The sequence below is a fragment of the Aminobacter sp. GW821-FHT11F06 genome, assembly GCF_058808215.1.
The window spans coordinates 138,350-160,328 of the sequence record NZ_JBXARL010000009.1 but is presented as its reverse complement, the minus strand read 5'-3'; the positions used below and the strand labels follow the sequence as shown (position 1 = coordinate 160,328).

At 63.4% G+C, this 21,979-nt stretch carries 22 protein-coding genes; 5 read left to right on the top strand and 17 right to left on the bottom strand.

From position 1 onward, the window contains the following. Positions 1-3 precede the first annotated feature (3 nt). The 10 genes from AC1RTB_RS21260 to AC1RTB_RS21215 form a co-directional block, all read right to left on the bottom strand. A complete protein-coding gene (locus AC1RTB_RS21260; protein WP_492879478.1) occupies positions 4-399 on the bottom strand; it encodes a RidA family protein in 396 nt (131 codons plus the stop codon). Beyond that, complete coding sequence (locus tag AC1RTB_RS21255; RefSeq protein WP_492879477.1) at positions 392-808, bottom strand: acyl-CoA thioesterase; 417 nt, start codon at positions 806-808, stop codon at positions 392-394. Before AC1RTB_RS21255 ends, AC1RTB_RS21260 begins: the two co-directional genes overlap by 8 nt. A gap of 11 nt (positions 809-819) precedes the next feature. Further along, a complete protein-coding gene (locus AC1RTB_RS21250; protein ID WP_492879475.1) occupies positions 820-2,013 on the bottom strand; it encodes an acyl-CoA dehydrogenase family protein in 1,194 nt (397 codons plus the stop codon). A gap of 3 nt (positions 2,014-2,016) precedes the next feature. Then, on the bottom strand, positions 2,017-2,847 hold the full coding sequence (locus tag AC1RTB_RS21245; protein ID WP_492879598.1) for an enoyl-CoA hydratase family protein: 831 nt from the start codon (positions 2,845-2,847) through the stop codon (positions 2,017-2,019). Between the two features lie 42 nt (positions 2,848-2,889). Further along, a complete protein-coding gene (locus AC1RTB_RS21240) occupies positions 2,890-3,342 on the bottom strand; it encodes a cupin domain-containing protein (RefSeq protein ID WP_492879473.1) in 453 nt (150 codons plus the stop codon). Between the two features lie 66 nt (positions 3,343-3,408). Continuing rightward, positions 3,409-4,200 (bottom strand): SDR family NAD(P)-dependent oxidoreductase, encoded by a 792-nt coding sequence (locus AC1RTB_RS21235; protein WP_492879471.1) that lies wholly within the window; start codon positions 4,198-4,200, stop codon positions 3,409-3,411. Next, positions 4,197-6,524 (bottom strand): bifunctional salicylyl-CoA 5-hydroxylase/oxidoreductase, encoded by a 2,328-nt coding sequence (locus tag AC1RTB_RS21230; RefSeq protein ID WP_492879469.1) that lies wholly within the window; start codon positions 6,522-6,524, stop codon positions 4,197-4,199. The genes AC1RTB_RS21235 and AC1RTB_RS21230 overlap by 4 nt, the downstream gene beginning before the upstream one ends. A 133-nt stretch (positions 6,525-6,657) precedes the next feature. Beyond that, a complete protein-coding gene (locus AC1RTB_RS21225; RefSeq protein WP_492879467.1) occupies positions 6,658-7,182 on the bottom strand; it encodes a MarR family winged helix-turn-helix transcriptional regulator in 525 nt (174 codons plus the stop codon). 96 nt (positions 7,183-7,278) lie between these two features. Beyond that, entirely contained in the window at positions 7,279-8,247 is a 969-nt protein-coding gene (locus AC1RTB_RS21220; protein ID WP_492879465.1) for a threonine ammonia-lyase, read from the bottom strand. Next, complete coding sequence (locus tag AC1RTB_RS21215) at positions 8,244-9,023, bottom strand: GntR family transcriptional regulator (RefSeq protein WP_492879463.1); 780 nt, start codon at positions 9,021-9,023, stop codon at positions 8,244-8,246. Before AC1RTB_RS21215 ends, AC1RTB_RS21220 begins: the two co-directional genes overlap by 4 nt. A 151-nt stretch (positions 9,024-9,174) precedes the next feature. On the opposite strand from AC1RTB_RS21215, the gene AC1RTB_RS21210 reads away from it, so the two are divergent. The 4 genes from AC1RTB_RS21210 (at position 9,175) to kynU (ending at position 13,201) form a co-directional block, all read left to right on the top strand. After that, a complete protein-coding gene (locus AC1RTB_RS21210) occupies positions 9,175-10,161 on the top strand; it encodes an ABC transporter substrate-binding protein (protein ID WP_492879461.1) in 987 nt (328 codons plus the stop codon). A 65-nt stretch (positions 10,162-10,226) separates the two neighbouring features. Further along, positions 10,227-11,006, top strand: a complete 780-nt coding sequence (locus tag AC1RTB_RS21205; protein ID WP_492879459.1) for an ABC transporter ATP-binding protein — start codon at positions 10,227-10,229, stop codon at positions 11,004-11,006. 5 nt (positions 11,007-11,011) lie between these two features. Next, on the top strand, positions 11,012-11,935 hold the full coding sequence (locus AC1RTB_RS21200; RefSeq protein ID WP_492879458.1) for an ABC transporter permease: 924 nt from the start codon (positions 11,012-11,014) through the stop codon (positions 11,933-11,935). Positions 11,936-11,953: 18 nt separating this feature from the next. Continuing rightward, positions 11,954-13,201 (top strand): kynureninase, encoded by a 1,248-nt coding sequence (gene kynU / locus AC1RTB_RS21195; protein ID WP_492879456.1) that lies wholly within the window; start codon positions 11,954-11,956, stop codon positions 13,199-13,201. 474 nt (positions 13,202-13,675) lie between these two features. On the opposite strand, the gene AC1RTB_RS21190 is transcribed toward kynU, so the two are convergent. The 7 genes from AC1RTB_RS21190 to AC1RTB_RS21160 form a co-directional block, all read right to left on the bottom strand. Next, the gene (locus AC1RTB_RS21190) at positions 13,676-14,362 is read right to left on the bottom strand and encodes an ABC transporter ATP-binding protein (RefSeq protein WP_492879454.1); all 687 of its coding nucleotides are present in this window, start codon (positions 14,360-14,362) and stop codon (positions 13,676-13,678) included. Next, positions 14,359-15,108 carry an ABC transporter ATP-binding protein gene (locus AC1RTB_RS21185; RefSeq protein ID WP_492879453.1) on the bottom strand — a complete coding sequence of 250 codons (750 nt, stop codon included), beginning with the start codon at positions 15,106-15,108 and terminating at the stop codon, positions 14,359-14,361. The genes AC1RTB_RS21190 and AC1RTB_RS21185 overlap by 4 nt, the downstream gene beginning before the upstream one ends. After that, positions 15,101-16,072: a branched-chain amino acid ABC transporter permease gene (locus tag AC1RTB_RS21180; protein ID WP_492879451.1), complete on the bottom strand. Its 972-nt coding sequence runs from the start codon at positions 16,070-16,072 to the stop codon at positions 15,101-15,103. The genes AC1RTB_RS21185 and AC1RTB_RS21180 overlap by 8 nt, the downstream gene beginning before the upstream one ends. A gap of 8 nt (positions 16,073-16,080) precedes the next feature. Further along, positions 16,081-17,001, bottom strand: a complete 921-nt coding sequence (locus tag AC1RTB_RS21175) for a branched-chain amino acid ABC transporter permease (protein WP_492879449.1) — start codon at positions 16,999-17,001, stop codon at positions 16,081-16,083. Positions 17,002-17,166: 165 nt separating this feature from the next. Continuing rightward, a complete protein-coding gene (locus AC1RTB_RS21170) occupies positions 17,167-18,303 on the bottom strand; it encodes an ABC transporter substrate-binding protein (RefSeq protein WP_492879447.1) in 1,137 nt (378 codons plus the stop codon). 42 nt (positions 18,304-18,345) lie between these two features. Further along, the gene (gene kynA / locus AC1RTB_RS21165) at positions 18,346-19,182 is read right to left on the bottom strand and encodes a tryptophan 2,3-dioxygenase (protein ID WP_492879445.1); all 837 of its coding nucleotides are present in this window, start codon (positions 19,180-19,182) and stop codon (positions 18,346-18,348) included. Beyond that, the gene (locus AC1RTB_RS21160) at positions 19,179-20,804 is read right to left on the bottom strand and encodes an AMP-binding protein (protein WP_492879443.1); all 1,626 of its coding nucleotides are present in this window, start codon (positions 20,802-20,804) and stop codon (positions 19,179-19,181) included. Before AC1RTB_RS21160 ends, kynA begins: the two co-directional genes overlap by 4 nt. Before the next feature lie 310 nt (positions 20,805-21,114). Between AC1RTB_RS21160 and AC1RTB_RS21155 the strand changes: the two genes are divergently transcribed. Further along, positions 21,115-21,942: a hormone-sensitive lipase gene (locus tag AC1RTB_RS21155; RefSeq protein ID WP_492879441.1), complete on the top strand. Its 828-nt coding sequence runs from the start codon at positions 21,115-21,117 to the stop codon at positions 21,940-21,942. Positions 21,943-21,979 lie beyond the last annotated feature (37 nt).

Genomic DNA, 21,979 nt, shown 5'->3' with positions numbered 1-21,979 from the left:
GGCCTACTCGGGAATGACGGCGGTGGCCTGGATCTCGATCTTGGCGCGGTCCTCGACCAGCGCCACGACCTGCATGGCGGCCATGGCAGGGAAGTGCCGGCCGATGACGTCGCGATAGGCCTGTCCGAGGCCGCGCAGGTTTTCGGTGTATTCCTTCTTGTCGGTAAAATACCAGGTCATCGTGGTGATGTGGTGCGGCTCGGCACCGCCGGCCTTCAGCACGGCGACAACGTTTTCCAGCGTCTGGCGCACCTGGCCGACGAAGTCGTCGGTTTCGAACTCGCAATTGCCGTTCCAGCCGATCTGGCCGCCGACAAAGACCGTGCGACCGCTCGCTGCGATGCCGTTTGAGTAGCCGACCGGCTTTGCCCATCCCTCGGGCTGCAGGATTTCATGCATCTGATGTCTCCAGAAGTTTTTCGAGCGCGGCACGGATATCGTTGGGCCAGGCGAGCGATTTGTGGGTGTCGAGCGACGTCGCAACGACGCTGTGGCGGGCGCTCCAAAGCAAGGTGCCGGCCGCCGAAATTGTGTGCTCCAGGTCGAGCGAGGAGCGGCCGACCCGGCGCACAGCAAGCTCGAAGTCAAGCATGTCGCCGTGGAAGCCGGGATGAACGAAGGTGAGATCGAGGCTGACTGTCGGCGTGCCAATACGGCGTTCGCTGATCAGCTCTTTCCATGGCGCGCCGACCGAGCCGAAAAACTCCTCCAGCACACCCACGAGGATGTTCAAATAGGAGGGGAAATAGGCAATGCCCGAGGGGTCGCAGTCCCCAAAACGCAGCGGCCGGCTGGTGCGGAAGGTCAAGGTTGCGCCCTCTATTTCGCGGCCTTCATCAGCTCGCGGCCGATGATCAGCTTTTGCACTTCGGTTGCGCCCTCATAGATGCGCAGCGCACGGATTTCGCGGTAGAGCCGCTCGGTGATCTCGCCGACGCGCACGCCGCGGCCGCCAAACATCTGCAGCGCCTGGTCGATCACCCACTGCGCGTTTTCCGTCGCCGTCATCTTGGCCATGGCGGCCTCGCGCGTGATCGGCAGCCTCTGCACGTCACGGCGCCAGGCGGTGCGCACGGTGAGCAATGACGCCGCGTCGATGGCCGTTGCCATCTCGCCCAGCGTGCTCTGCGCGGTCGGCAGATCGGCCAAAGTCGCGCCGAACATCTTTCGCGACTTGGCGTGAGCGACCGCCTCATCAAGCGCACGGCGGGCAAAGCCGAGCGCGGCAGCCGCTACCGACGGACGGAAGATGTCGAGCGTGCGCATGGCGATCTTGAAGCCTTCGCCTGGGCTGCCCAAAAGCTGCGACGCCGGGACACGGCAATTGTCGAAGCGGATGCGGGCGAGGGGATGCGGCGCGATCGTTTCGATGCGCTCGACGATGGAGAAGCCCGGCGTGTCGGCGAAGACGACGAAGGCCGAGATGCCGCGCGTACCCGGAGCTTCGCCGGTGCGGGCAAAGACGGTATAGACGTCGGCGATGCCGCCATTGGAGATGAAGATCTTCTCGCCGTCGAGCACATAGTCGTCGCCGTCGCGGCGAGCACTGGTGCTCATCGCGGCAACGTCCGACCCGGCATCCGGCTCGGTCAGCGCGAAGGCGGAGATCAGCTCGCCCTTGGCGATCTTGGGCAGGATGGCCTGCTTGACCTCAACCGAACCGGACAGGCTGATCGCACCGGTGCCAAGGCCCTGCATGGCGAAGGCAAAATCGGCGAGGCCGTCGGCATAGGCCAGCGTTTCGCGGATCAGGCAGAGCGAGCGACTGTCAATCTCTTCCGCCGCGCCACCAAATGCCGCCGGCACGCAATGCTGGAGGATGCCGGCCGCGCCGAGTGTAGCGACCAGCTTCTTGCAGGCTGTATCCGCGTCGGCGTGGTCGATCTCACCGAGCCCGCCGCCTGCGACGAAGCCGTCGAGTTCAACGGCCAGCGCGCGGTGGGTATTGGCGAAAAACGGCCAATCGAGGTGGTCGCGGGTCGGATTTCCCACGGGCGCCGAATGCGAGGCCATGGCTCAGTTCCCCTTGAATTCCGGCTTGGTCTTGGCGGCGAAGGCTTCGAAGGCGCGGCGGAAATCGCCCGTCGCCATGCAGATCGCCTGGGCCTGCGCTTCGGACTCGATCAGCTGGTCGATGCCCATCGCCCATTCCTGGTCGAGCATCTTCTTGGTCATGGCGTGCGCGAACCACGGACCGTCGGCAACAATACGGGCGAACTTCTGCGCCTCGGCAAGCAGGTTCGGGCGTTCATGCAGCGCGTTGTAGAAGCCCCAGTTGTGACCTTCGGCGGCGGACATCGAACGGCCGGTAAACAGAAGCTCGGCGGCGCGGCCCTGTCCGATGATACGCGGAAGGATACCACAGGCGCCCATGTCGGCGCCGGCAAGGCCAACCCTGGTAAACAGGAAGGCGGTCTTGGCCTCGGGCGTGGCGACGCGGAAGTCGGCCGACATGGCAAGGATCGCACCCGCACCGGCGCAAATACCGTCAACGGCGGCGATAACCGGTTGCGGGCAGGTGCGGATCTGGCGCACCAGGTCGCCGGTCATGCGGGTGAAGTCGAGCAGGTCGGGCATCGACATGCGCGTCAGCGGCTCGATGATGTCAAAGACATCGCCACCCGAGGAGAAGTTGTTGTCGGCCCCGGTCAACACCACGGCGCGCACGTCGCTGGCGCGTGCCAGCGAACGGAACAGGTCGGTGAGTTCCTCGTAGCTTTCGAAGGTCAGCGGGTTCTTCTTCTCGGGACGGTTGAGCGTGATGGTGGCGACGCGGCCGTCAGCATCCGTTTCAAACAGGAAGTGCTTGGCCTTATGGCCCTTGAACGGACGCTTCTTGTCCTGCATCGGGTTTGTCACGGCTCGCTCCTTGTCGCGTCGCTATCTTGTTCAGTCGTTCGCCGACGGTGGAAGGAAATCCACTTCATGCGCGGCGGAAATCTTCACGACCTCTTCGGGGTCGCCGAGATTGTCGAGCTTGGCGAACAGCTCCTCGAGCATCCCTGCCGGGGAGACCCAAAACAGCGCCCGCGTCGGCTTGTCGGATTTGTTGAAATAGCCATGCGGCACACCGCGCGGCATACGCACAAGGTCCCCGGCCTTGGCCTTGAACCATTGTCCGTCGAGCTTCAGGTCGAGCTCGCCTTCCTGCACCAGGATGAATTCATCCTGTGTCGGATGGATATGCACGGGGACGAACTGCCCCGGCGCGCTGTTTGTTTCAAAGGCGAATGTCGCGTCGGAAACCGCCTTCGGAAAATAGATCTGACCGAGAATGTTCCACTGCTTGCCCTCAAAGCCGTGACCGTCGCGCGTAATTCCCTTTTCGAGATTTCCTGCCATGTCTACCTCCCCGTTGATTAGCCTGGTGTCAATTCCAGTGGTGTCAGCACCCGTATGAAGCCCTGCTCAGCCTCCCAGAACTTCGCCGCCGGCGACCGGAATCGCCTGGCCGGTGATGGCGGTGGCCTTTTCCGAGGCGAGCCACAGCACCGTGTCGGCAACCTCCTCGGGCGTGACAAGGCGTCCCTGCGGGTTGGCGCGGGCAAGGCTGGCGCGCGCCTCATCCGCCGTGCGGCCTGTCTTGCCGCTGATCGTTTCGACCGCGCCATCAAGCAGCGGCGTGTCGGTGAACCCAGGGCAGACGGCGTTGACGGTGACATCGGTGCGGGCGAGTTCGAGTGCAAGCGCACGCGTCATGCCGACCACGCCATGCTTGGAAGCACAGTAGGCGGAGACATAAGGGTAGCCAGTCAGGCCGGCGGTGCTGGCGACATTGATGATGCGGCCGTTGCCGGCGCGCCTGACCGAGGCAAGTGCTGCCTGTGTCACCAGGAACGTGCCGGTCAGGTTGATGCCGATCACCCGGTTCCACATGGCGAGATCGGTCTTGTCGAACGGTGCCGAGGGCGCTTCGCCGGCGCAATTGACCAATACGGCGATGTCGCCGGCCTGGGTGATCGCCTTGGCCATGCCTGCCTCGACCGACTGAGGGTCAGTGACGTCGAAGCCGTCAAGCACGAAGGCCTCTCCGCCGGCGGCAGCGATCTCGGCGCGGACGGCTTCGAGCGGTGCCGCGCGCCTGCCGCACAGGCTGACGCGCAGGCCCTCGGTCGCCAAAGCCAGCGCTATGGCGCGGCCAATGCCGCTGCCCGCACCGGTGACAAGCGCATGACGCCCATTCTTGCCCAGATTGCTCATGCCTTGCCCGTGGGGGCTGCTGCCGCGGCGCGGGCGAGGTTGTTCACATATTGCGCGCGGGCCGAATGATACTGCTTTGGCCAGGCCTGCTCGGCATAACCGATCTTCGCCGCCTCATGCATGACGAAGGACGGGTCGGCGAGATGTGGACGGGCGACGGCGCAAAGATCGGCGCGGCCGGCGGCGATGATCGAATTGGCGTGGTCGGCCTCCGAGATCGCACCCACGGCAATCGTCGGCACCTGGATCTCGTTGCGGATCTTGTCGGAGAACGGTGTCTGGAACAGCCGGCCATAGACCGGCTGCTCTTCCTTCACCACCTGGCCCGACGAGCAGTCGATCATGTCGGCGCCGGCTTCCTTGAACATCTTTGCGAAGATCGCCGCGTCTTCCGGCGTGTTGCCGCCTTCGTACCAGTCGTGCGTGGAGAGACGTACCGAGATCGGCTTGTCTTCAGGCCATGCCGCGCGGACGGCACGGAACACTTCGAGCGGGAAGCGGGCGCGGTTTTCGTGGCTGCCGCCATATTCGTCGTCACGCAGATTTGTCAGCGGCGACAGGAAGGAAGACAAGAGATAGCCGTGAGCGGCGTGCAGTTCGAGGATGTCGAAACCGAGTTCGGCGGCCATCTCGGTGGAGCGGACGAAGTCGGCAACCACACGGTCCATGTCCTCGCGTGTCATTTCGCGCGGCATGTCCGAGTGCTTGAGGTAGGGCAGGGCGGATGCCGAAATCAGCGGCCATGCGCCTTCCGTCACCGGCTGGTCGATGCCTTCCCAGGCAAGCTTGGTCGCGCCCTTACGCCCGGCATGGCCGATCTGGATGCCGATCTTGGCCTGCGTCTGATGGTGGACGAAGTCGACGATGCGCCTGAAGGCCTGCGCCTGCTCGCCGTTCCACAGGCCAAGGCAGCCAGGCGTGATGCGGGCATCGGGCGAAACGCAGGTCATTTCGGGGAAGACGAGGGCCGCGCCACCCATGGCGCGCGCGCCGAGATGGACCAGGTGGAAGTCGTTGGGCAGGCCGTCGGTGGCCGAATACATCGCCATCGGCGACATCACGATGCGGTTCTTGAGCGTCAGCCCGCGAATGCTGAAGGGCGTGAACATCGGCGGTGGAACCGAGCCGTTGGGGGCTGGGTCGACACCGGCGCGCTCGGCGAACCAGCGCTCGTAGCCTTCGAGCCAGTCCTTGTCGCGCAGGCGCAAATTCTCGTGGCTGATGCGCTGCGAACGCGTCAGCATCGAATACATGAACTGCTCGGGCTCAAGCGTGTCGGCATAACGCGTGCCAACGACCTCGAACCACTCCATGGCGTTGCGCGCCGCGTTCTGGATGCGGGCGACGTCGACGCGGCGCACCTCTTCGTAGGCTTCGAGAACGGCCGGGATGCTGGCGTTGTCGTGGCCGATGATGTCGAACTGGCGGGTGAGCTCGATGGCGTCGTCAATGGCGAGCTTGGTGCCTGAGCCGATGGCGAAATGCGCGGTGTGCGCGCTGTCGCCCATCAGGACGACATGGCTTTGGCCATTGAAATGGCTCCACTTGTCGCAGATCAGGCGGCCGAAATTCAGCCAGGCCGAGCCGCGCAGATGGCGCGCATTGGTCATCAATTTGTGGCCTTCGAGCGTGCCGGCAAACAGCTTCTCGCAGAAGTCGATGCACTGGTCCTGGTCCATCTCGCCGAGGCCATGCGCCTGGAACACGTCGTCGGTGGTCTCGACGATGAAGGTCGAGGTGTTCTCGTCGAAGCGATAGATGTGAGCCTGGAACCAGCCGTGCTCGGTCTTTTGGAAATCGAAGGTGAAGGCGTCGAAACGCTTGTCGGTGCCGAGCCAGATATAGCGGTTGGGCCGCATCACCATGTCTGGCTTGAAAATGTCAGCGTATTTGTGGCGGATGCGCGAATTGATGCCGTCCGCGGAAATGATCAGGTCGGCGTCGGGGAAGTCCTGGTCGCTTTGAACGTCGGTTTCGAAGACCAGCTCGACGCCCAGTTCGAGGCAACGCTCCTGCAGGATGTTGAGCATCTTCTTGCGGCCGATGCCGACGAAGCCATGGCCCGTGGTGCGGATCTTGCGGCCCTTGAACACCAGCTCGATGTCGTCCCAGTGGTTGAAGGCAACCTCGATCGTCTCGGCGGTTGCCGGATCCCACTGGCGCATTGACTGCATGGTGGCGTCGGAGAAGACCACGCCCCAGCCGAAGGTGTCGAAGGGACGGTTGCGTTCGACCACTGTCACATGGTGGGCGGGGTGCTGCTTCTTCATCAGGAGCGCGAAGTAGAGACCGGCCGGCCCGCCACCGATACAGACAATGCGCATGCCGTTCTCCTCCGAAAAGTGCCGCTGTGTCGTCAAGACGGAGTGGGTTCAGGCTTGACCTGGGCTCACCATGAACGCGTTTCGGAGAAACTTCAAGCTTAAAGTTATTTTCGGGAGAGGGCACAAAGTAGCTTCAGCCACCCTTGGCGAGAGATGCCACGATCGAGCGCTTGAGCTTGGCGAGTTCGTCGAGCAGAACCACGCCGTCTTTCGGCGCCAGATTGCCGAACAGATCGGCGATCCAGTCGGCGTGCGCCGCCGCCATCTTTTCGAACTCGGCGCGGCCGAAAGGCGTGAGCGCGATGATCTGCACGCGGCGGTCGGTCGGCGATGTGGTGCGGCTGATATGGCCGCTTTCGGCAAGCCTCTCGACGAGCACGGTGATGTTGCCGGGCGACACCATCATGCGCTTGGACACTTCGCCAAGCACCATGCCGTCCTGGGCGCGTTCGAGCTGGGCCATCAGGTCGAAGCGGGGCAGGGTGGAATCGAATTCTTCGCGCAGGCGCCGGCGTATCTCGGTCTCAACCAGCGTCGAGCACGTCAGCAGCCGCAGCCACAGCCGGAGTTCGGTGCCGTGGTCGGCGGGGGCTTCCTGCACCTTGGTCTCGCCGTCGACCCATCCGGTGGCGGCAGCCGTTTCTTTGCGGTCGTCCATCTCTGCCCGGTCTTTCCTCAGCTTGCGGACCGGGAAACAGGCCGATCCGACAGGCTTTGTAGTGCCGTTTCGCCGGGTCTTACAAGCTTGAAATATTCACGGCTTGGGAATGCCGCCGGCCAGCACCGTGGCATAGGCTTCGGCATCGATGTTGCCGCCCGAGATGACGCAAACGACGTTGCCTTTCGCATGCTCGCTCGAAAGTGCAGCGGCAAGCGAGGCAGCGCCGGCGCCCTCGGCGACGATCTTGGCCTTGGAAAACAGCAGACGCATGGCCTCCGTCACCTGTCCCAGGCTGACAGCAACGGCACCGTCGATCAGTTCGCGCGCCACCGGCCAAAGCTGTGGCACCAGCGACGGCCCGCCGATGCTCTTGATGAAGGACGGCCGCGTTTCGATCTCGACAATGCGGCCGGCTCCAAGGGCTGCCGTCACAGGTGCGGCATTCTCGTCTTCGACAGCAAGGACTTTTGCCCTGGGTCGCAACGCCTTGACGGCACTGGCGACGCCAGTGGTCATGCTGCCACCGCCATAAGGGGTGAGCACGACATCGACTTCGGGCAAATCCTCGACGATTTCCATGCCGATCGAGCCGTTGCCGGAAAGCACGGGCTGGTCGGTTACCGGATTGATCAGCAGTTCAGGGAAATCGGGACGGTCAGCGCCGATGATGTATTGCCACCAGCTTTCCATCGAAATGAAGCGCACTTCGCCGCCGAGGCGGCGCACGCCGTCGATCTTGGTTTGCGGCGCACCTGAATACATGTAGGCAGCCATCGGGATGCCGAGCTTGTTCGCCGCCCAGGCCATGCCATAGGCCATGTTGCCGGAGCTCGTGGTTGCAACGCCATTGCGCAGGGTATCGGCGTCGCGCGACAGAACCGCGTTCAGCGCCGGCCTGAGCTTGAAAGCACCAATCGGCGACAGCGTTTCGAGCTTGAGGAAGATTTGCCGGTCGGGCAGGCCGAGATCGAGCCGCACAAGCGGCGTGCGCGGGACGTATGGCGCAATCCGTGCGCGTGCGGCAGCGATTTCTTCGAGTGTCGGGCGATAAGGCGCGCTCATTCGGCTGCCGATCTTGTTCTCAGGCTACCGGCACGCGCGGCATGCTTGTTGCCGCTGTAATCCTCGGTGTGGACATAGACATGCAGCGTGTAGCCGATGTGATCGATCATCACCGCCTTGGCCTTTTCGAGGTCGCGGTCGAGCGCGGCTTCCATCAGCGCTGTGTGGGGGCCGATCGACTGCGCTTCGTCAAGTGCGGCCATGGCTTCCTCGTAACCCTTCTTCTGGCCTTCGGCCGCGCGCAATGTCGGTGCGAGGCCGAGAAAACGATGATGGCGGCGCAGCTGGTCGGAGATTGTCGAGCGGAAGCGCAACAGCCAGTTGGAGGTCGCGGCACTCAAAAGTGCCGAATGGAACGCCTCGTGCTTTTCGTCCCAGTCGTCGACGGCGTCGTCGGAGGGGTCCTCGACAGCGGTCTTGCAGCGCGACAGCCTGTAGTGGGCGGTGACGACGGCCGCTTCCCAGTCGCTGTCGCCTTTTTCGATCGATTCCAGCAGCAGCGGCAGCTCGACCACCATTCTGGCGCGTGCGAGGTCTTCGAGTTCGGCCCGCGAGACCGGGGCGACGGCAAAACCGCGATTGGAAATCGCCGTCACCAGGCGCTCGGCCTCCAGCCGCGACAGTGCTTCGCGCAACGGCGTCCAGCCAACACCATAGGCGGTGCGCAGCGCGCTCAGCTTCAGCGGCGCGCCCGGCATCAGCCGGGTGGTCAGGATATCGCGCCGCAGCAGCCGGTAGGCCGCTTCCGTCTTGGTGGAGTGCTCGTCATCCTGCATCGCTATCCATCCATGTCTCCCGCGAAAATTATATATCATGGGAGGCTGTGGCAAGAATTATATATAATGTTTGACAGACCTCTTCGGACTGCTCATGATTGCCCCATGCCGCCGTTCCGTGAGCGGTGCTTGTCAAATCTGGGAGGAATAGATGAGAAATTTGAAGTCCGGCCTGCTGTCGGGTCTCGTATTGGCCGGCGCGCTCGCCGCCAGCCTTGGTGCGGCCGTCGCCGATCCGATCAAGATCGGCATTGCCAATTTCGGTGAGCACCCGCAGCTCAACGCTGCCGTCGCCGGCTTCAAGAAGGCGCTGGCCGACAACGGCTACGTTGAAGGCAAGGATGTGGTCTACTCCATGAGCCACACCAATTTCGACGCGTCGCTGGTTCCCCAGATGATCGCCAAGCTGCAGGCCGAACAGCCCAAGCTGATGTACACCATCACCACTCCGGTTTCGCAGATCGCCAAGAAGGCGCTCGCTGGCTCGGGCATTCCGGTCGTCTTCGCGGCCGTGACCGATCCGGTCGCCGCCAAGCTCGTTCCCTCGTGGGAAGCTGGCGATGAAGGCATGACGGGCGCGACCGACCTGCAGGACGTCGCCGCGGTGATGGCATTCACCAAGAAGCTGCTGCCGAATGCCAAGCGCTTTGGCGTGCCTTACAATCCGGGCGAAGCCAATGACGTCGCCCTGGTCGAAAAGATCAAGGAAGCGGCACCTGCCGCAGGCTTCGAAGTCGTTGAAGTCGGCATCGACAACGTCAACGACATCCAGCAGCGTATCGCGTCGCTGGCAGGCAAGGTCGACGTGATCTACGGCCCGACCTCGAACCTCATCCAGCCTGCGATCCCGGCCGTTTCGGCTGCAGCGCGCCAGGCCGGCATTCCGGTCGTCAATGCCGACGACAATGCTGTGCGCGACGGCGTCGTGCCGGCAAGCTTTGCGGTCAACTACGAGCAGGTCGGCGTCAATGCCGGCAAGATCGCCGCCGAGATCCTGAAGGGCAAGGACCCCAAGACCATCGCGCCTTCGCGCCCGGCCTATGAGGACCATGCCGCGATGATCTCGAAGAAGGCGATGGCGGCATTCGGCATCGAAATCCCGGCTTCGCTGGCCGATTGCAAGTGCATCGTCGAGTAATCTTCGGCTTCGTCAAAAACAGGTGGCGGCGTCTTTGACGCCGTTACCTTTTTCGGGAGGGACGGATGCTCGAAATCCGATCTGCACGTAAAGTTTTCTACAAGGGTCAGGCCGACGAGAAAGTCGCGCTGGACGGCCTCAGCCTCAAGCTCGCCACCGGTGAATTCGGCGTCGTCATCGGCTCCAACGGTGCCGGCAAGAGCAGCATGCTCAATGCCATTTCGGGTGCGCTGGTGCTCGATTCCGGCCAGATCCTCATCAATGGCGACGATGTCTCCGACATGCCCGTCCACAAGCGCGCCATCCGTCTGGCGCGCGTTTTCCAGGACCCGATGAAGGGCACAGCCGCCTCGATGACGGTCGCCGAAAACATGCTGCTCGCCGATCTGCGCTCCAAGAAGCGCACCTTGCGCCAGGGTCTCAATCCGACCCGCCTGGCCACCTACAAGGAACGCCTTGAACTCCTTGGGCTCGGCCTTGAAAATCGCTTGGACACCCGCGTCGAACTGCTTTCGGGCGGCCAGCGCCAGTCGCTGTCGCTGATCATGGCGGTTGGCGGCTCACCGGATCTGCTGTTGCTCGACGAGCATACCGCAGCCCTTGATCCGCGCACCGCCGACATCGTCATGAAGGCGACCGTTCGCGCCGTCGAAGCGCTCAAGCTCACCACGTTGATGGTGACCCACAACATGCAGCATGCCGTCGATTTCGGTCACAGCGTCATCATGCTCGACGCCGGCAAGCTCCGGCTCGAAATCTCCGGCGAGGAAAAGGCCAAGGTCACCGTTATCGACCTGATTGGCCATTTCTCCGTGAAAACCGACCGCATGCTGTTGGCGAGCTGATCATCATGGACCTTATCCAGACCGTTTTCACGAGCTTCGTCGCGCTCATTCCCGTCACCCTGGCACAGAGCCTGATCCTGGCATTCGTCGTGCTCGGCATCATGATCCCGTTCCGTACGCTCAACTTCCCCGACCTCACCAGCGAAGGTGCGTTTCCGCTCGGCGGTTGCGTCTGCGGCGTGCTGCTGGCTAGCGGCGCTTCCCCGCTGACGGCAATCGCCGTGGCGCTGATCGCCGGCTTCCTCGCCGGCTGCTGCACCGCCTTCATCCATTTGCGTTTCCGCATCCACACCCTGCTCGCCGGCATCTTGATGATGACAATGCTCTACAGCATCAACCTGCGCATCATGGGCAAGTCGAACCTTTCGGTCTTCGGCGCGCCCACTGTGTTCGACTGGGCGCCGTTCGTCCAGCCGGGCTTCCCGGTCAGCAAGATCATCGTGGCTGGCTTGATCGGGGCCATCGTCTTCATCTTGCTCAACATGTTCTTCAAGACCGAGAAGGGCACGGCGATCCGCGCGGTCGGCGCCAACCCCGACATGGCCGAAGCACAGGGCATCAATGTCTGGGTCGCCACCATCGGCGGCGTCGGCCTCGCAAGCGCTTTTTCGGCAACCAGCGGTGCGCTGATGGTGCAGAGCCAAGGGTTTGCCGACGTGAATATGGGCCTCGGCATCCTGATCAACGGCTTGGCCGCGCTGATGATCGGCGAAGCCATCGTCGGCAAGCAGACAGTGCTGCGCCAGCTCGCCGCCCCGTTCGTCGGTGCGGTGGTCTACTACCAGCTCGTGTCGTTCTGCCTGGCCGCCGGCATGCCGCCCCCCGACCTGAAGCTCGCCACCGGCCTGTTCGTGCTCGCCATGCTTGCGCTTCCAAGCCTCAAGCGCAGCCGGGGACCGGCGCAAGCACGCGAAACCATTCGCGAATAATCAAGGATAGCCCGCATCATGACTGCAATTCCTGATCTCGCTGCTGTCGAGGCGATGGACGCTGCCGACCCGCTGCGTTCGATGCGCGACCGCTTCATCCTGCCTGAAGGGGTGATCTATCTCGACGGCAATTCGCTGGGGGCTGCTTCGCACGCCGCCTTCAGCGAGCTCCAGGCGGCCGCGTCCAAGGAGTGGGCACAGGATCTGATCCGCGCCTGGAACACTGCCGGCTGGTTCGACATGCCGACCGAGCTGGGCGACCGGATCGGCCGCCTGATCGGCGCCGCACCCGGCCAGACTGTTGTCTGCGACACCACCTCGACCAACATCTACAAGGTGCTGCATGCGGCACTCGCGCTGCGCCCTGACCGTTCGGTCATCGTCGCCGAAGGCACCAGCTTCCCGACGGACCTGTACATGGCCGAAGGCGTCGCCTCGACGCGGGCAGGTGCTGTGCTGCGTCTTGAAGGTGTCGATGCGCCCAGCATCGAAGAGCTGATCGACGAGAATGTCGCTGTGGTTCTTGTCAACCACGTCAACTACAAGTCGGGCGAACTGCGCGACATGGCTGCGCTGACCAAAAAGGCGCATGCCGCCGGCGCGCTGATCGTCTGGGACCTCTGCCACACGGCAGGCGCCCTGCCGGTCGACCTCGACGGCGCCAATGTCGATTTCGCCGTCGGCTGCACCTACAAATACATCAATGGCGGCCCCGGTTCGCCGGCCTTCATCTACGCCGCTACCCGCCATCTCGCCGATGTGCGCCAGCCGCTGAGCGGCTGGTGGGGCCATGCCAGGCCCTTCGCCTTCGAGCAGGGTTATGCCGCCGACGCCGGCATCCGCCGTTTTCTGTGCGGCACCCAGCCGATCCTGACGATGCGCGCGCTGAAAGGTGCGCTCGATGTCTGGGACGATGTCGACATGACGGCGCTCAGGACAAAAAGCATCGCCTTGACCGACCTGTTCATCCAGCTGGTCGAAGCGAAATGCGGCGCTTATGGCCTCGAGCTCGAAAGCCCGCGCGATGGCACCAAGCGTGGCAGCCAGGTTTCGTTCACCCACCCGCACGCCTATCAGGTCATGCGCGCACTGATCGAGCGCGGCGTGATCGGCGATTTCCGTGCACCCGCAACGGTCCGTTTCGGCTTCACCCCGCTCTATGTCGGCTACAAGGATGTCTGGCAGGCGGTCGAAATCCTCGAAGACATCATGCGCACCGGCGCCTGGAAGGACGAGCGTTTCGCCGTCAAGTCGGCGGTGACCTGATCTGCGGCTCACCCTCCCCCTTGGGGGGAGGGGCGGTCCGCGTAACGGATCGGGCCGGGGGGCGACCGGCAAACCACTGGCCGCCGCAGCGGAGCGGCTTCCCTTTGTGATGTGAACTTAATTCTGAACCGCCGCGCATGTCACTGATGTCGCGGCATGGGTTCCCGACACTCTCCGCTCGTTTCACTCGCTCACGAGGTCGGGAATGACGGGCTTCATTTGTCGCTGCCGCTAATTTCCAACGCTTGCCTTTCGCTGATGGCCAGCCAACGTCGCGCACATGCACATCGTCGATTTGCTTATGCCAGACGCAGACATTGGAGATTTGCCGAGGCGTTCCCTGCAATTCGTCATTCCCGACCTCGTGAGCGAGTGAAACGAGCGGAGAGTGTCGGGAATCTATGCCGTGACATCAATGAGACGCGCGGCGGTCCAAAACGTGCTGGAGCGCCAACGATCCAGAACCGGTTTGGTTCACACCCCGAGATAGCGGTCCTGAACTTCTGGCGTCAGCGCCTCGGGCGTACCGGAAAAAACCGTCACACCCTTCTCGAGCACAAAGCAGCGGTCGGCCACCGGCAGCAGTTCCGACAGCGTCTTGTCTACGACAAGGATCGACTGTCCGCTCGCCTTGAGCTTGCGGATCGCCGCCCAGATATCCTGGCGGATCACAGGCGCAAGGCCCTCGGTCGCCTCGTCGAGAATGAGCAGGCTCGGATTGGTCATCAGCGCGCGGCCGATCGCCAGCATCTGCTGCTCGCCGCCCGATAGCGTGTTGGCATATTGGTCGCGGCGTTCGCCGAGACGCGGAAACAGCGCGACAACTTTTTCCAGCGTCCACTCGCTGCCGCGGGCTGCGGCGAGCAGGTTTTCCAAAACGGTCAGATTGGGAAAGCAGCGCCTGCCCTCCGGCACCAGGCCGAGGCCCAGGCGCGCGATGCGGTGCGGGCGCATGCCGGCGACCTGGCGGCCGCCAAAGCTGATCGAGCCCGCGCGCGGTTTTGCCAGGCCAAGAATGGAATTGATCGTCGTCGTCTTGCCCATGCCGTTGCGGCCCATGAGTGCTACGACCTCGCCCGCTTTGACATCGAGCGAGACGCCGAACAGCGCCTGCGATGCGCCATAAAAGGTTTCGACACCTTTGAGTTCGAGCAGGCTCACGCGGCTTCTCCGAGATAGGCCCGGCGCACTTCGGGATCGTTGCGGATCTGGTCGACCGTGCCGGTGGCGATGACGCAGCCATAGACCAGAACCGAGATGCGGTCAGCGAGCGCGAAGACGGCATCCATGTCGTGCTCGACCAGAAGGATTGGCGCTTCATGGCGCAGGCCGTCGAGGAATTTTGTCAACGCTTTCGATCCTTCAGGCCCCATGCCGGCCATCGGCTCGTCGAACAAGAAGGCCTTCGACCCAAGCGCCAGCGCAATGGCGATTTCAAGCTGGCGGCGTTCGCCATGCGACAGCTCGGCGGCGGGCACGTAAGCGCGTGCGGCAAGCCCGACGCGCTCCAGCATCGCCATGGCCGGGTCGGTCAGGCTCGTGTCGCTCATAACAGGGCGAAAAAAGCGGAAGCTCGTTCCCTGACGTGCCTGTACCGCCAGCATGACGTTGCGCAGGGCCGAAAACTCCTGCGCCAGCGACGAAATCTGGAAGCTGCGGCCAAGCCCCAGCCGCGCGCGCGCCGCCATGTCGAGCCCGGCCATGTCTAGGCCGAGAAAGCGAATGCTGCCGCTATCGGGCCGGAGCGATCCCGATATCTGGTGGATCAGCGTGCTTTTGCCGGCACCATTGGGGCCGATCAGCGCGTGGATTTCGCCTGGCCTGAGATCGAGGCTGACGCCGTCGGTGGCCTTCAGCGCACCGAAGGTCTTTTTGAGATCGCGGATTTCGAGGACCGGCTCAGCCATGACGCGCCTTTCCGGCCAGAAGTCCAAGCAACCCGCCGCGGGCGAATAAAACGACGCCGAGCAGGATCAGGCCAAGGAAGAACTGCCAGCGCTCGGTGATGCCGCCGAGCGCGAACTCGAACAAGACGTAGAGCATGGCGCCCGCGACCGGACCGAACAGCCGGCCCTTGCCGCCGAGGATGATCAAAACGATGAGCTCACCCGACATGTGCCAGGACAGCATCGAGGGGCTGACGAAGCGGTTGAGGTCGGCAAACAGCGCACCGGCGAGGCCCGTGACCATGGCCGAGATGGCGAAGGCAACGAGCCTGATGTTGAAGGGGGCGATGCCGACTGCGGAAAGCCTGGTCGCGTTCTGCCGCGCCGCCTGCAATGCGGCGCCGAAGCGTGAGCCGCGCAGCAGCCAAAACAGGCCGAGCGCTGCCATCAGCACCACATAGCAGATCAGGAAATAGGGCAGGGGCTGCGCCGTGTTGACGCCGGGAAAGGCGTTGCGGACGTAGAGCGACAGCCCGTCCTCGCCGCCATAGGCTGGCCAGGAAATGGCGAAATAGTAGATCATCTGCGCGAAGGCGAGCGTGATCATGATGAAATAGACACCCGTCGTGCGCAGGCTGATCGCGCCGATCGGCAAGGCGACGAGGCCGCAGACCATGATCGCCACGAGCCAGATGACCGGCATGGAGGTCGAGCCTTGCAGGCCGAAGAACAGCGGTTCGGCGTTGAAGGCGTGGGTCGCCAGGATACCGGCGGCGTAGCCGCCGAGGCCGAAGAAGGCAGCGTGGCCGAAGGACACCAGTCCGCCGAGCCCGAGCGCGATGTTGAGCCCGACGGCGGCGAGCGCGAGGATCGCGATGCGCGTGGCGAGCGTGACGTAGAACTGCTCGCCCATGGCGGACGCGCCGAGCGGGATCGCCAGCAGCAACAGTGCCAGCAAGATGTTGACGATGGTTTCGCGGCTCATGGCGGCTCTCACGACTGCGCCGCAAACAGGCCGCTCGGCCTGAAAGCGAGGATCAGGGCCATGACGATGTAGATCAGCATGGAGGCGAGCGCGGCGCCGATCAGCCCGGCCTGGGCCGCCGGCATCATCAGCGCCAGCGCCTTGGGCAACAGGAAACGGCCCATCGTGTCGACGAGGCCGACGAGGATGGCGCCGAACAGCGCGCCCTTGATCGAGCCGATGCCACCGATGACGATGACCACGAAGGCGAGGATGAGCGCTGGCTCGCCCATGCCGACCTGCACAGATTGCAGCGCGCCGACCAGAGCACCGGCAAGGCCAGCAAGGGCGGCACCGAGCGCGAAGACGACTGTGTAAAGCGTACGGATATCGACGCCGAGGGCTGCTATCATTTCACGGTCGGATTCGCCGGCGCGGATGCGCATGCCGAGACGGGTCCGCGAAATCAGCAGGTAGAGCCCGATTGCAACGGCGATGCCGACACCGATGATGGCGAGGCGGTAGAGCTGGTACTGGCCACCGCCGGGAAGCGGAACGGCCCCTTGCAGCAGTGGCGGGATGTCGAGATAGAGCGGAAACGAGCCGAACAGCCAGCGCGTGCCTTCCGAAAAGATCAGGATCAGCGCAAAGGTTGCCAGCACCTGGTCGAGATGGTCGCGCTCGTACAGCCTGCGGATGACAACGATTTCCATGATCGCACCGGCGGCTGCCGCAGCGATCAGGCTCGCCACCAGGCCGATCCAGAACGAACCGGTGGCCGCGGCGACCGCGGCACAGGCAAAGGCGCCGACCATGTAGAGCGAGCCATGGGCCAGGTTGATCAGGCCCATGACGCCGAAGATCAGCGTCAGGCCGGCGGCCATGAGGAACAGCATCACCCCGAGCTGCAGCCCGTTGAGAAGTTGTTCGATCAGAAGAGCGATGGACAAGCGGATACTTTCGCTGGCTGGGGCTTAGGATGCGACGAAGACGCCTCCCTCTCCCCGTTCACGGGGAGAGGGTAAGGGTGAGGGGCAGCGCCGGACTTGCAGGCGTATGCGCCGCCCCTCATCCGCCTGCCGGCACCTTCTCCCCGCATGCGGGGAGAAGGAAGCTCACATCTTGCACTGGTCGGCGTAGGCGTCCTTGTGGTGCTCGAAGGCGGTGGCGATGATCTTGTTGGTCAAGACGTCGCCTTCCTTCACCACCTCACGCACATAGATGTCCTGCACCGGGTGGTTGTTGGTGTTGAAGGTGAACTCGCCGCGCACCGACTTGAAGTCGGCGGCCTTGAGTGCCGCGCGGAACGCATCCTTGTCCTTGACGCTTGCCTTGGACAGCGCCGACAGGATCAGGTTCGCCGTATCCCAGCTCTGGGCGGCGTAGATCGAGGGCAGGCGGTTGTATTCGGCCTTGAAGGCCTCGACGAACTGCTTGTTGGCCTCGTTGTCGAGGTCCTTGGACCAGCTCGCCGAGTTCTTGACGCCGAGGGCCGCGTCGCCGACGGCAGGCAAGATGTCCTGGTCGAAGGAGAAGCCTGGGCCCATGACCGGGATGTTCACGCCCGACTGGGCGTACTGCTTCATGAAGGAGATGCCCATGCCGCCGGGCAGGAAGAAGAACACCGAGTCAGCGCCGGAATCGCGGATCTGGGCGATCTCGGCGGCGTAGTCGGTCTGGCCGACCTGGGTGTATGTCTCGCCGGCCAGCTCGCCCTTGTAGTAGCGCTTGAAGCCGGTCAGCGAATCCTTGCCTGCGGGATAGTTCGGGGCGAGGATGAAGGTCTTTTTGTAGTCCTTGTTGGCGTATTGCCCCATCGCCTCATGGAAGTTGTCGTTCTGGTAGGCGACGTTGAAATAGTTCTTGTTGCATTTGGCACCGGCCAGCGCCGAGGGGCCGGCATTGGGCGAGAGATAGATGACGTCCTGTGCCACAGCGTTCGGCACGACCGCCATCGCTAGGTTCGACCAGATGATGCCGGTGAGCAGGTCGACCTTGTCGCTCTGGATCATCTTTTCAGCGAGCTGCACGGCGATCTCGGGCTTTTGGGCATCGTCTTCGATGACCAGCTCGACATCCTTGTTGCCGGACTGCTTCATCGCCAGCGTAAAGGCGTCGCGCATGTCGACGCCGAGGCCAGCACCACCGCCCGAAAGCGTGGTGATGACACCGATCTTGACCGGTTCGGCATAGGCCAGGCCCGATGTGGCCAGCGACAAAGCGAACATGCTGGCTGCCAGGATTTTCTTCATTTCTCTCTCCCTCCCAATGTTTTCAGTATAGCTAAAATAGCTTTAGAGCCGGGTGCGAACTTTCCAGAGTTCAGGAAACAGTTCAACCTCCAGCATCTTCTTCAGATACGAAGCGCCCGACGTGCCGCCGGTGCCGCGTTTCATACCGATGATGCGTTCGACTGTGGTGACGTGGTTGAAGCGCCAGCGCCGGAAATAATCCTCGAAATCGACAAGCTTCTCGGCCAGTTCGTAAAACATCCAGTAGCGCTGCGGATCGCGGTAGATAGCCTGCCAGGCGACCAGCACTTCTTCGCTTTCGGTGCGGGTCTCGCGCCAGTCGGTGCGCTTGGCGTCCGCCCCGACATCGAAACCGTTGCGGCCAAGCAGCAGGATCGCCTCGTCATAGAGCGATGGCTGGGCGAGCACCGCTTCCAGCTTGGCGCTGAGCTCAGGCTGGTGCGCGTGCGGGCGCAGCATGGCCAGGTTGCGGTTGCCGGCCATGAACTCGATGGCGCGATACTGCCACGACTGGAAACCCGAGGACTGGCCGAGCGAGTCGCGAAATTCGGTGTATTCGCTGGGCGTCATCGTCCTGAGCACATCCCAGGCACTGTTGAGCTGCTCGAAGATGCGCGACACGCGCGTCAGCATCTTGAAGGATGGTTCGAGCTTGTCGGCGCGTATCGAGCGGATCGCCGAGCCAATCTCGTGCAAAGCCAGCTTCATCCACAGCTCGGTGGTCTGATGCTGGATGATGAACAGCATCTCGTCATGGGCGGTCGAAAGCGGCGCCTGGGCGTCGAGGATCTTTTCGAGGTGCAGATAGTCGCTGTAGGACATGCGGTCCTTGAACGACATCTGCGCGCCCTCGCCGGAGGGATCGTATGGCTTGCTCAATTCATCTTCTCCGCGCGCAACCGGAAGCGCTGGATCTTGCCGGTCTGGGTCTTGGGCAGGGCGTCGATGAACTTCACCGATCGTGGGTACTTATAGGGCGCGATCGTTGCTTTGACATGGTCTTGCAGGCGCTTGATCGTCGCGACATCCGCGGCCACGCCCTGCACGAGCACGACATAGGCTTCGACGATCTGGCCACGCTCGCCGTCCTCGGCGCCGATGACCGCGCATTCGGCGACTTCAGGATGCGCAAACAGCGCGGCTTCGACCTCGGGCCCGGCGATGTTGTAGCCGGCGCTGACGATCATGTCGTCGGAGCGGGCGGCGAAATGGAAGAAGCCATCCGGGTCCTGGTAGAAGGCGTCGCCGGTCAGGTTCCAGCCATCGCGGACATATTCGAGCTGGCGGTCGTCGGACATGTAGCGGCAGCCGGTGGGGCCACGTACGGCGAGCTTGCCGACCGTACCGCGCGGCACTTCGTTCATATCGGCGTCGACGACGCGCGCCTCGTAGCCGCCGACCGGCTTGCCGGTGGAGGCGGGCTTCATGTCCTCGAAACGGTTGGAGATGAAGATGTGCAGCATCTCGGTGGCGCCGATGCCGTCGAGGATCGGCTTGCCGGTCTTTTGCGTCCACTCCTCGAACACAGGCGCGGGCAACGTCTCACCGGCCGAGACCGCGACGCGCAGCGACGACAGGTCAGCACCTTCGTCCATTGCCTTCAGCATCGCCCGATAGGCGGTGGGCGCGGTAAACGAGATCGTCGCCTTATAGGTCTCGATGATGTGGACCATGTTGGGTGGCGTCGCCTGTTCGAGCAGGGTCGCAGCAGCCCCAAAGCGCAGCGGGAAGATAGCGAGGCCGCCAAGGCCGAAGGTGAAGGCAAGGGGCGGCGAGCCGACAAAGACGTCGTCGGAGGTAACCGAAAGCACCTCCTTGGCATAGGCGTCGGCGATGATCAGCAGGTCGCGATGGAAATGCATCGTCGCCTTCGGCACACCAGTCGTGCCCGAGGTGAAGCCAAGCAGGGCGACGTCGTCGCGACCGGTCTTGACCGCTTCAAAGAGCACGGATTTGTCGAGTGCGACGCGATCAAGCTCGGCGTCATGGTTGGCCGTGCCGTCGAAGCCGATGACCGTCTTGAGGAACGGGCTGTCCTTGGCGCAGGCGATCATCTCGTCCATCAGGCGCGTATCGCAGAGCGCGATGGTGATCTCGGCCTTGTCGACGATCTTGGCCAGTTCGCCGGCGCGCAGCATCGGCATGGTGTTGACGACAACCGCACCGGCCTTGGTGGCGGCCAGCCAGCAGGCGACCATGGCCGGGTTGTTGGCCGAGCGGATCAGCACGCGATTGCCGGGCTTGACGCCATAATTTTCGACCAGCGCATGGGCGAGGCGGTTGGTCCAGTCGGACAGTTCCTTGTAGGTGCGGCGGCGGCCATTGCCGATCAGCGCGGTGTGGTCGCCCAGGCCCTTTTCGACCAGCCTGTCGGTCAGCTCGACGCCGACATTGAGATGTTCAGGGTAATCGAAGCCGTCGAGCAGGAAGTCCGGCCACTGCTCCTCAGGCGGAAGATTGTCGCGCGTGAACGTGTCGATATGCGCTGACGGTCCAAGCATTCTGCGGCTGTCCCCTAGATGCTCATCGCCACGGCCTTGTCGCCGTGGGTGTGTTTGAATGCGTAACTTGCGGGGAGGCTTTGCGCCGACGCCGGGCCGTCCGTCCGGTATATGCGGCGGCACCCGTTGCGATCGAAGATGCGACCGGCATTTGGCACAGCGAGACCTCCCACGCTCTCGACTGATGGGGTGAGAATTGCACCAGACCAAAATTATTTCAAGCATAAAGTTTTTAACCCTGACCCATTGACGGCTGCAGGCGTGCTGGCCATTGCTACGGCCCTGAACGTGCCGCCAGGGAGGGTGCCGAGTGCTCGAACATCACATCGCCGATTGGGACAACGCCTACACCAATGGCGCAAACATCGCCGGCGGCGACCGTTGGCCAGCGGCGTGGGTGGAGCCGGCGCAGGCGTTTCGCGACAAGTTATCGGCAGCAGGTCGGGCGACGCTCGACGTCGCCTATGGCGACAAGCCGCGCAACCGCCTCGACCTGTTCTTGCCGGAAGGTGCGGCCAAGGGGCTCGTGGTGTTTGTCCATGGCGGCTTCTGGATGGCGCTCGACAAGAGCTTCTGGTCGCATCTGGCGGCTGGCTCGGTCGCCAGCGGTTATGCGGTGGCAATGCCGTCCTACACGCTGTGCCCGGAAGTGCGCATCGGCAACATCGTCAACGAGATCGGCGCTGCCATCACCAAGGCAGCCGAGATGGTCGAGGGCCCGATCATGCTGAGCGGCCATTCGGCCGGCGGGCACCTCGTCAGCCGGATGATTTGCGCCAACACGCCGCTTGCGCCCAACGTCCAGCGCCGCATTCGCCATGTCGTGTCGATCTCGGGCGTCCATGATCTGCGCCCGCTGATGCGCACCGGCATGAACAAGACGCTGGCGATCGACGAGGCCGAGGCGCTGGCCGAGAGCCCGGCGCTGCTCAGGCCGATGGACAATGCGCGTGTGACCTGCTGGGTCGGCGGTGGCGAGCGTGCCGAGTTCCTGCGCCAGAACGCGCTGCTTGCCAATATCTGGACCGGGTTGGGCGCTGTGACCAATGCCGTGGTCGAGCCCGACCGTCACCATTTCAGCGTTATCGACGGCCTGGCCGATCCGTACCATGCGCTGACGCGGACCTTGCTCGGCTAGGCTCTTATCCGGCGGACGAGTTTACCGGCGGGCGACA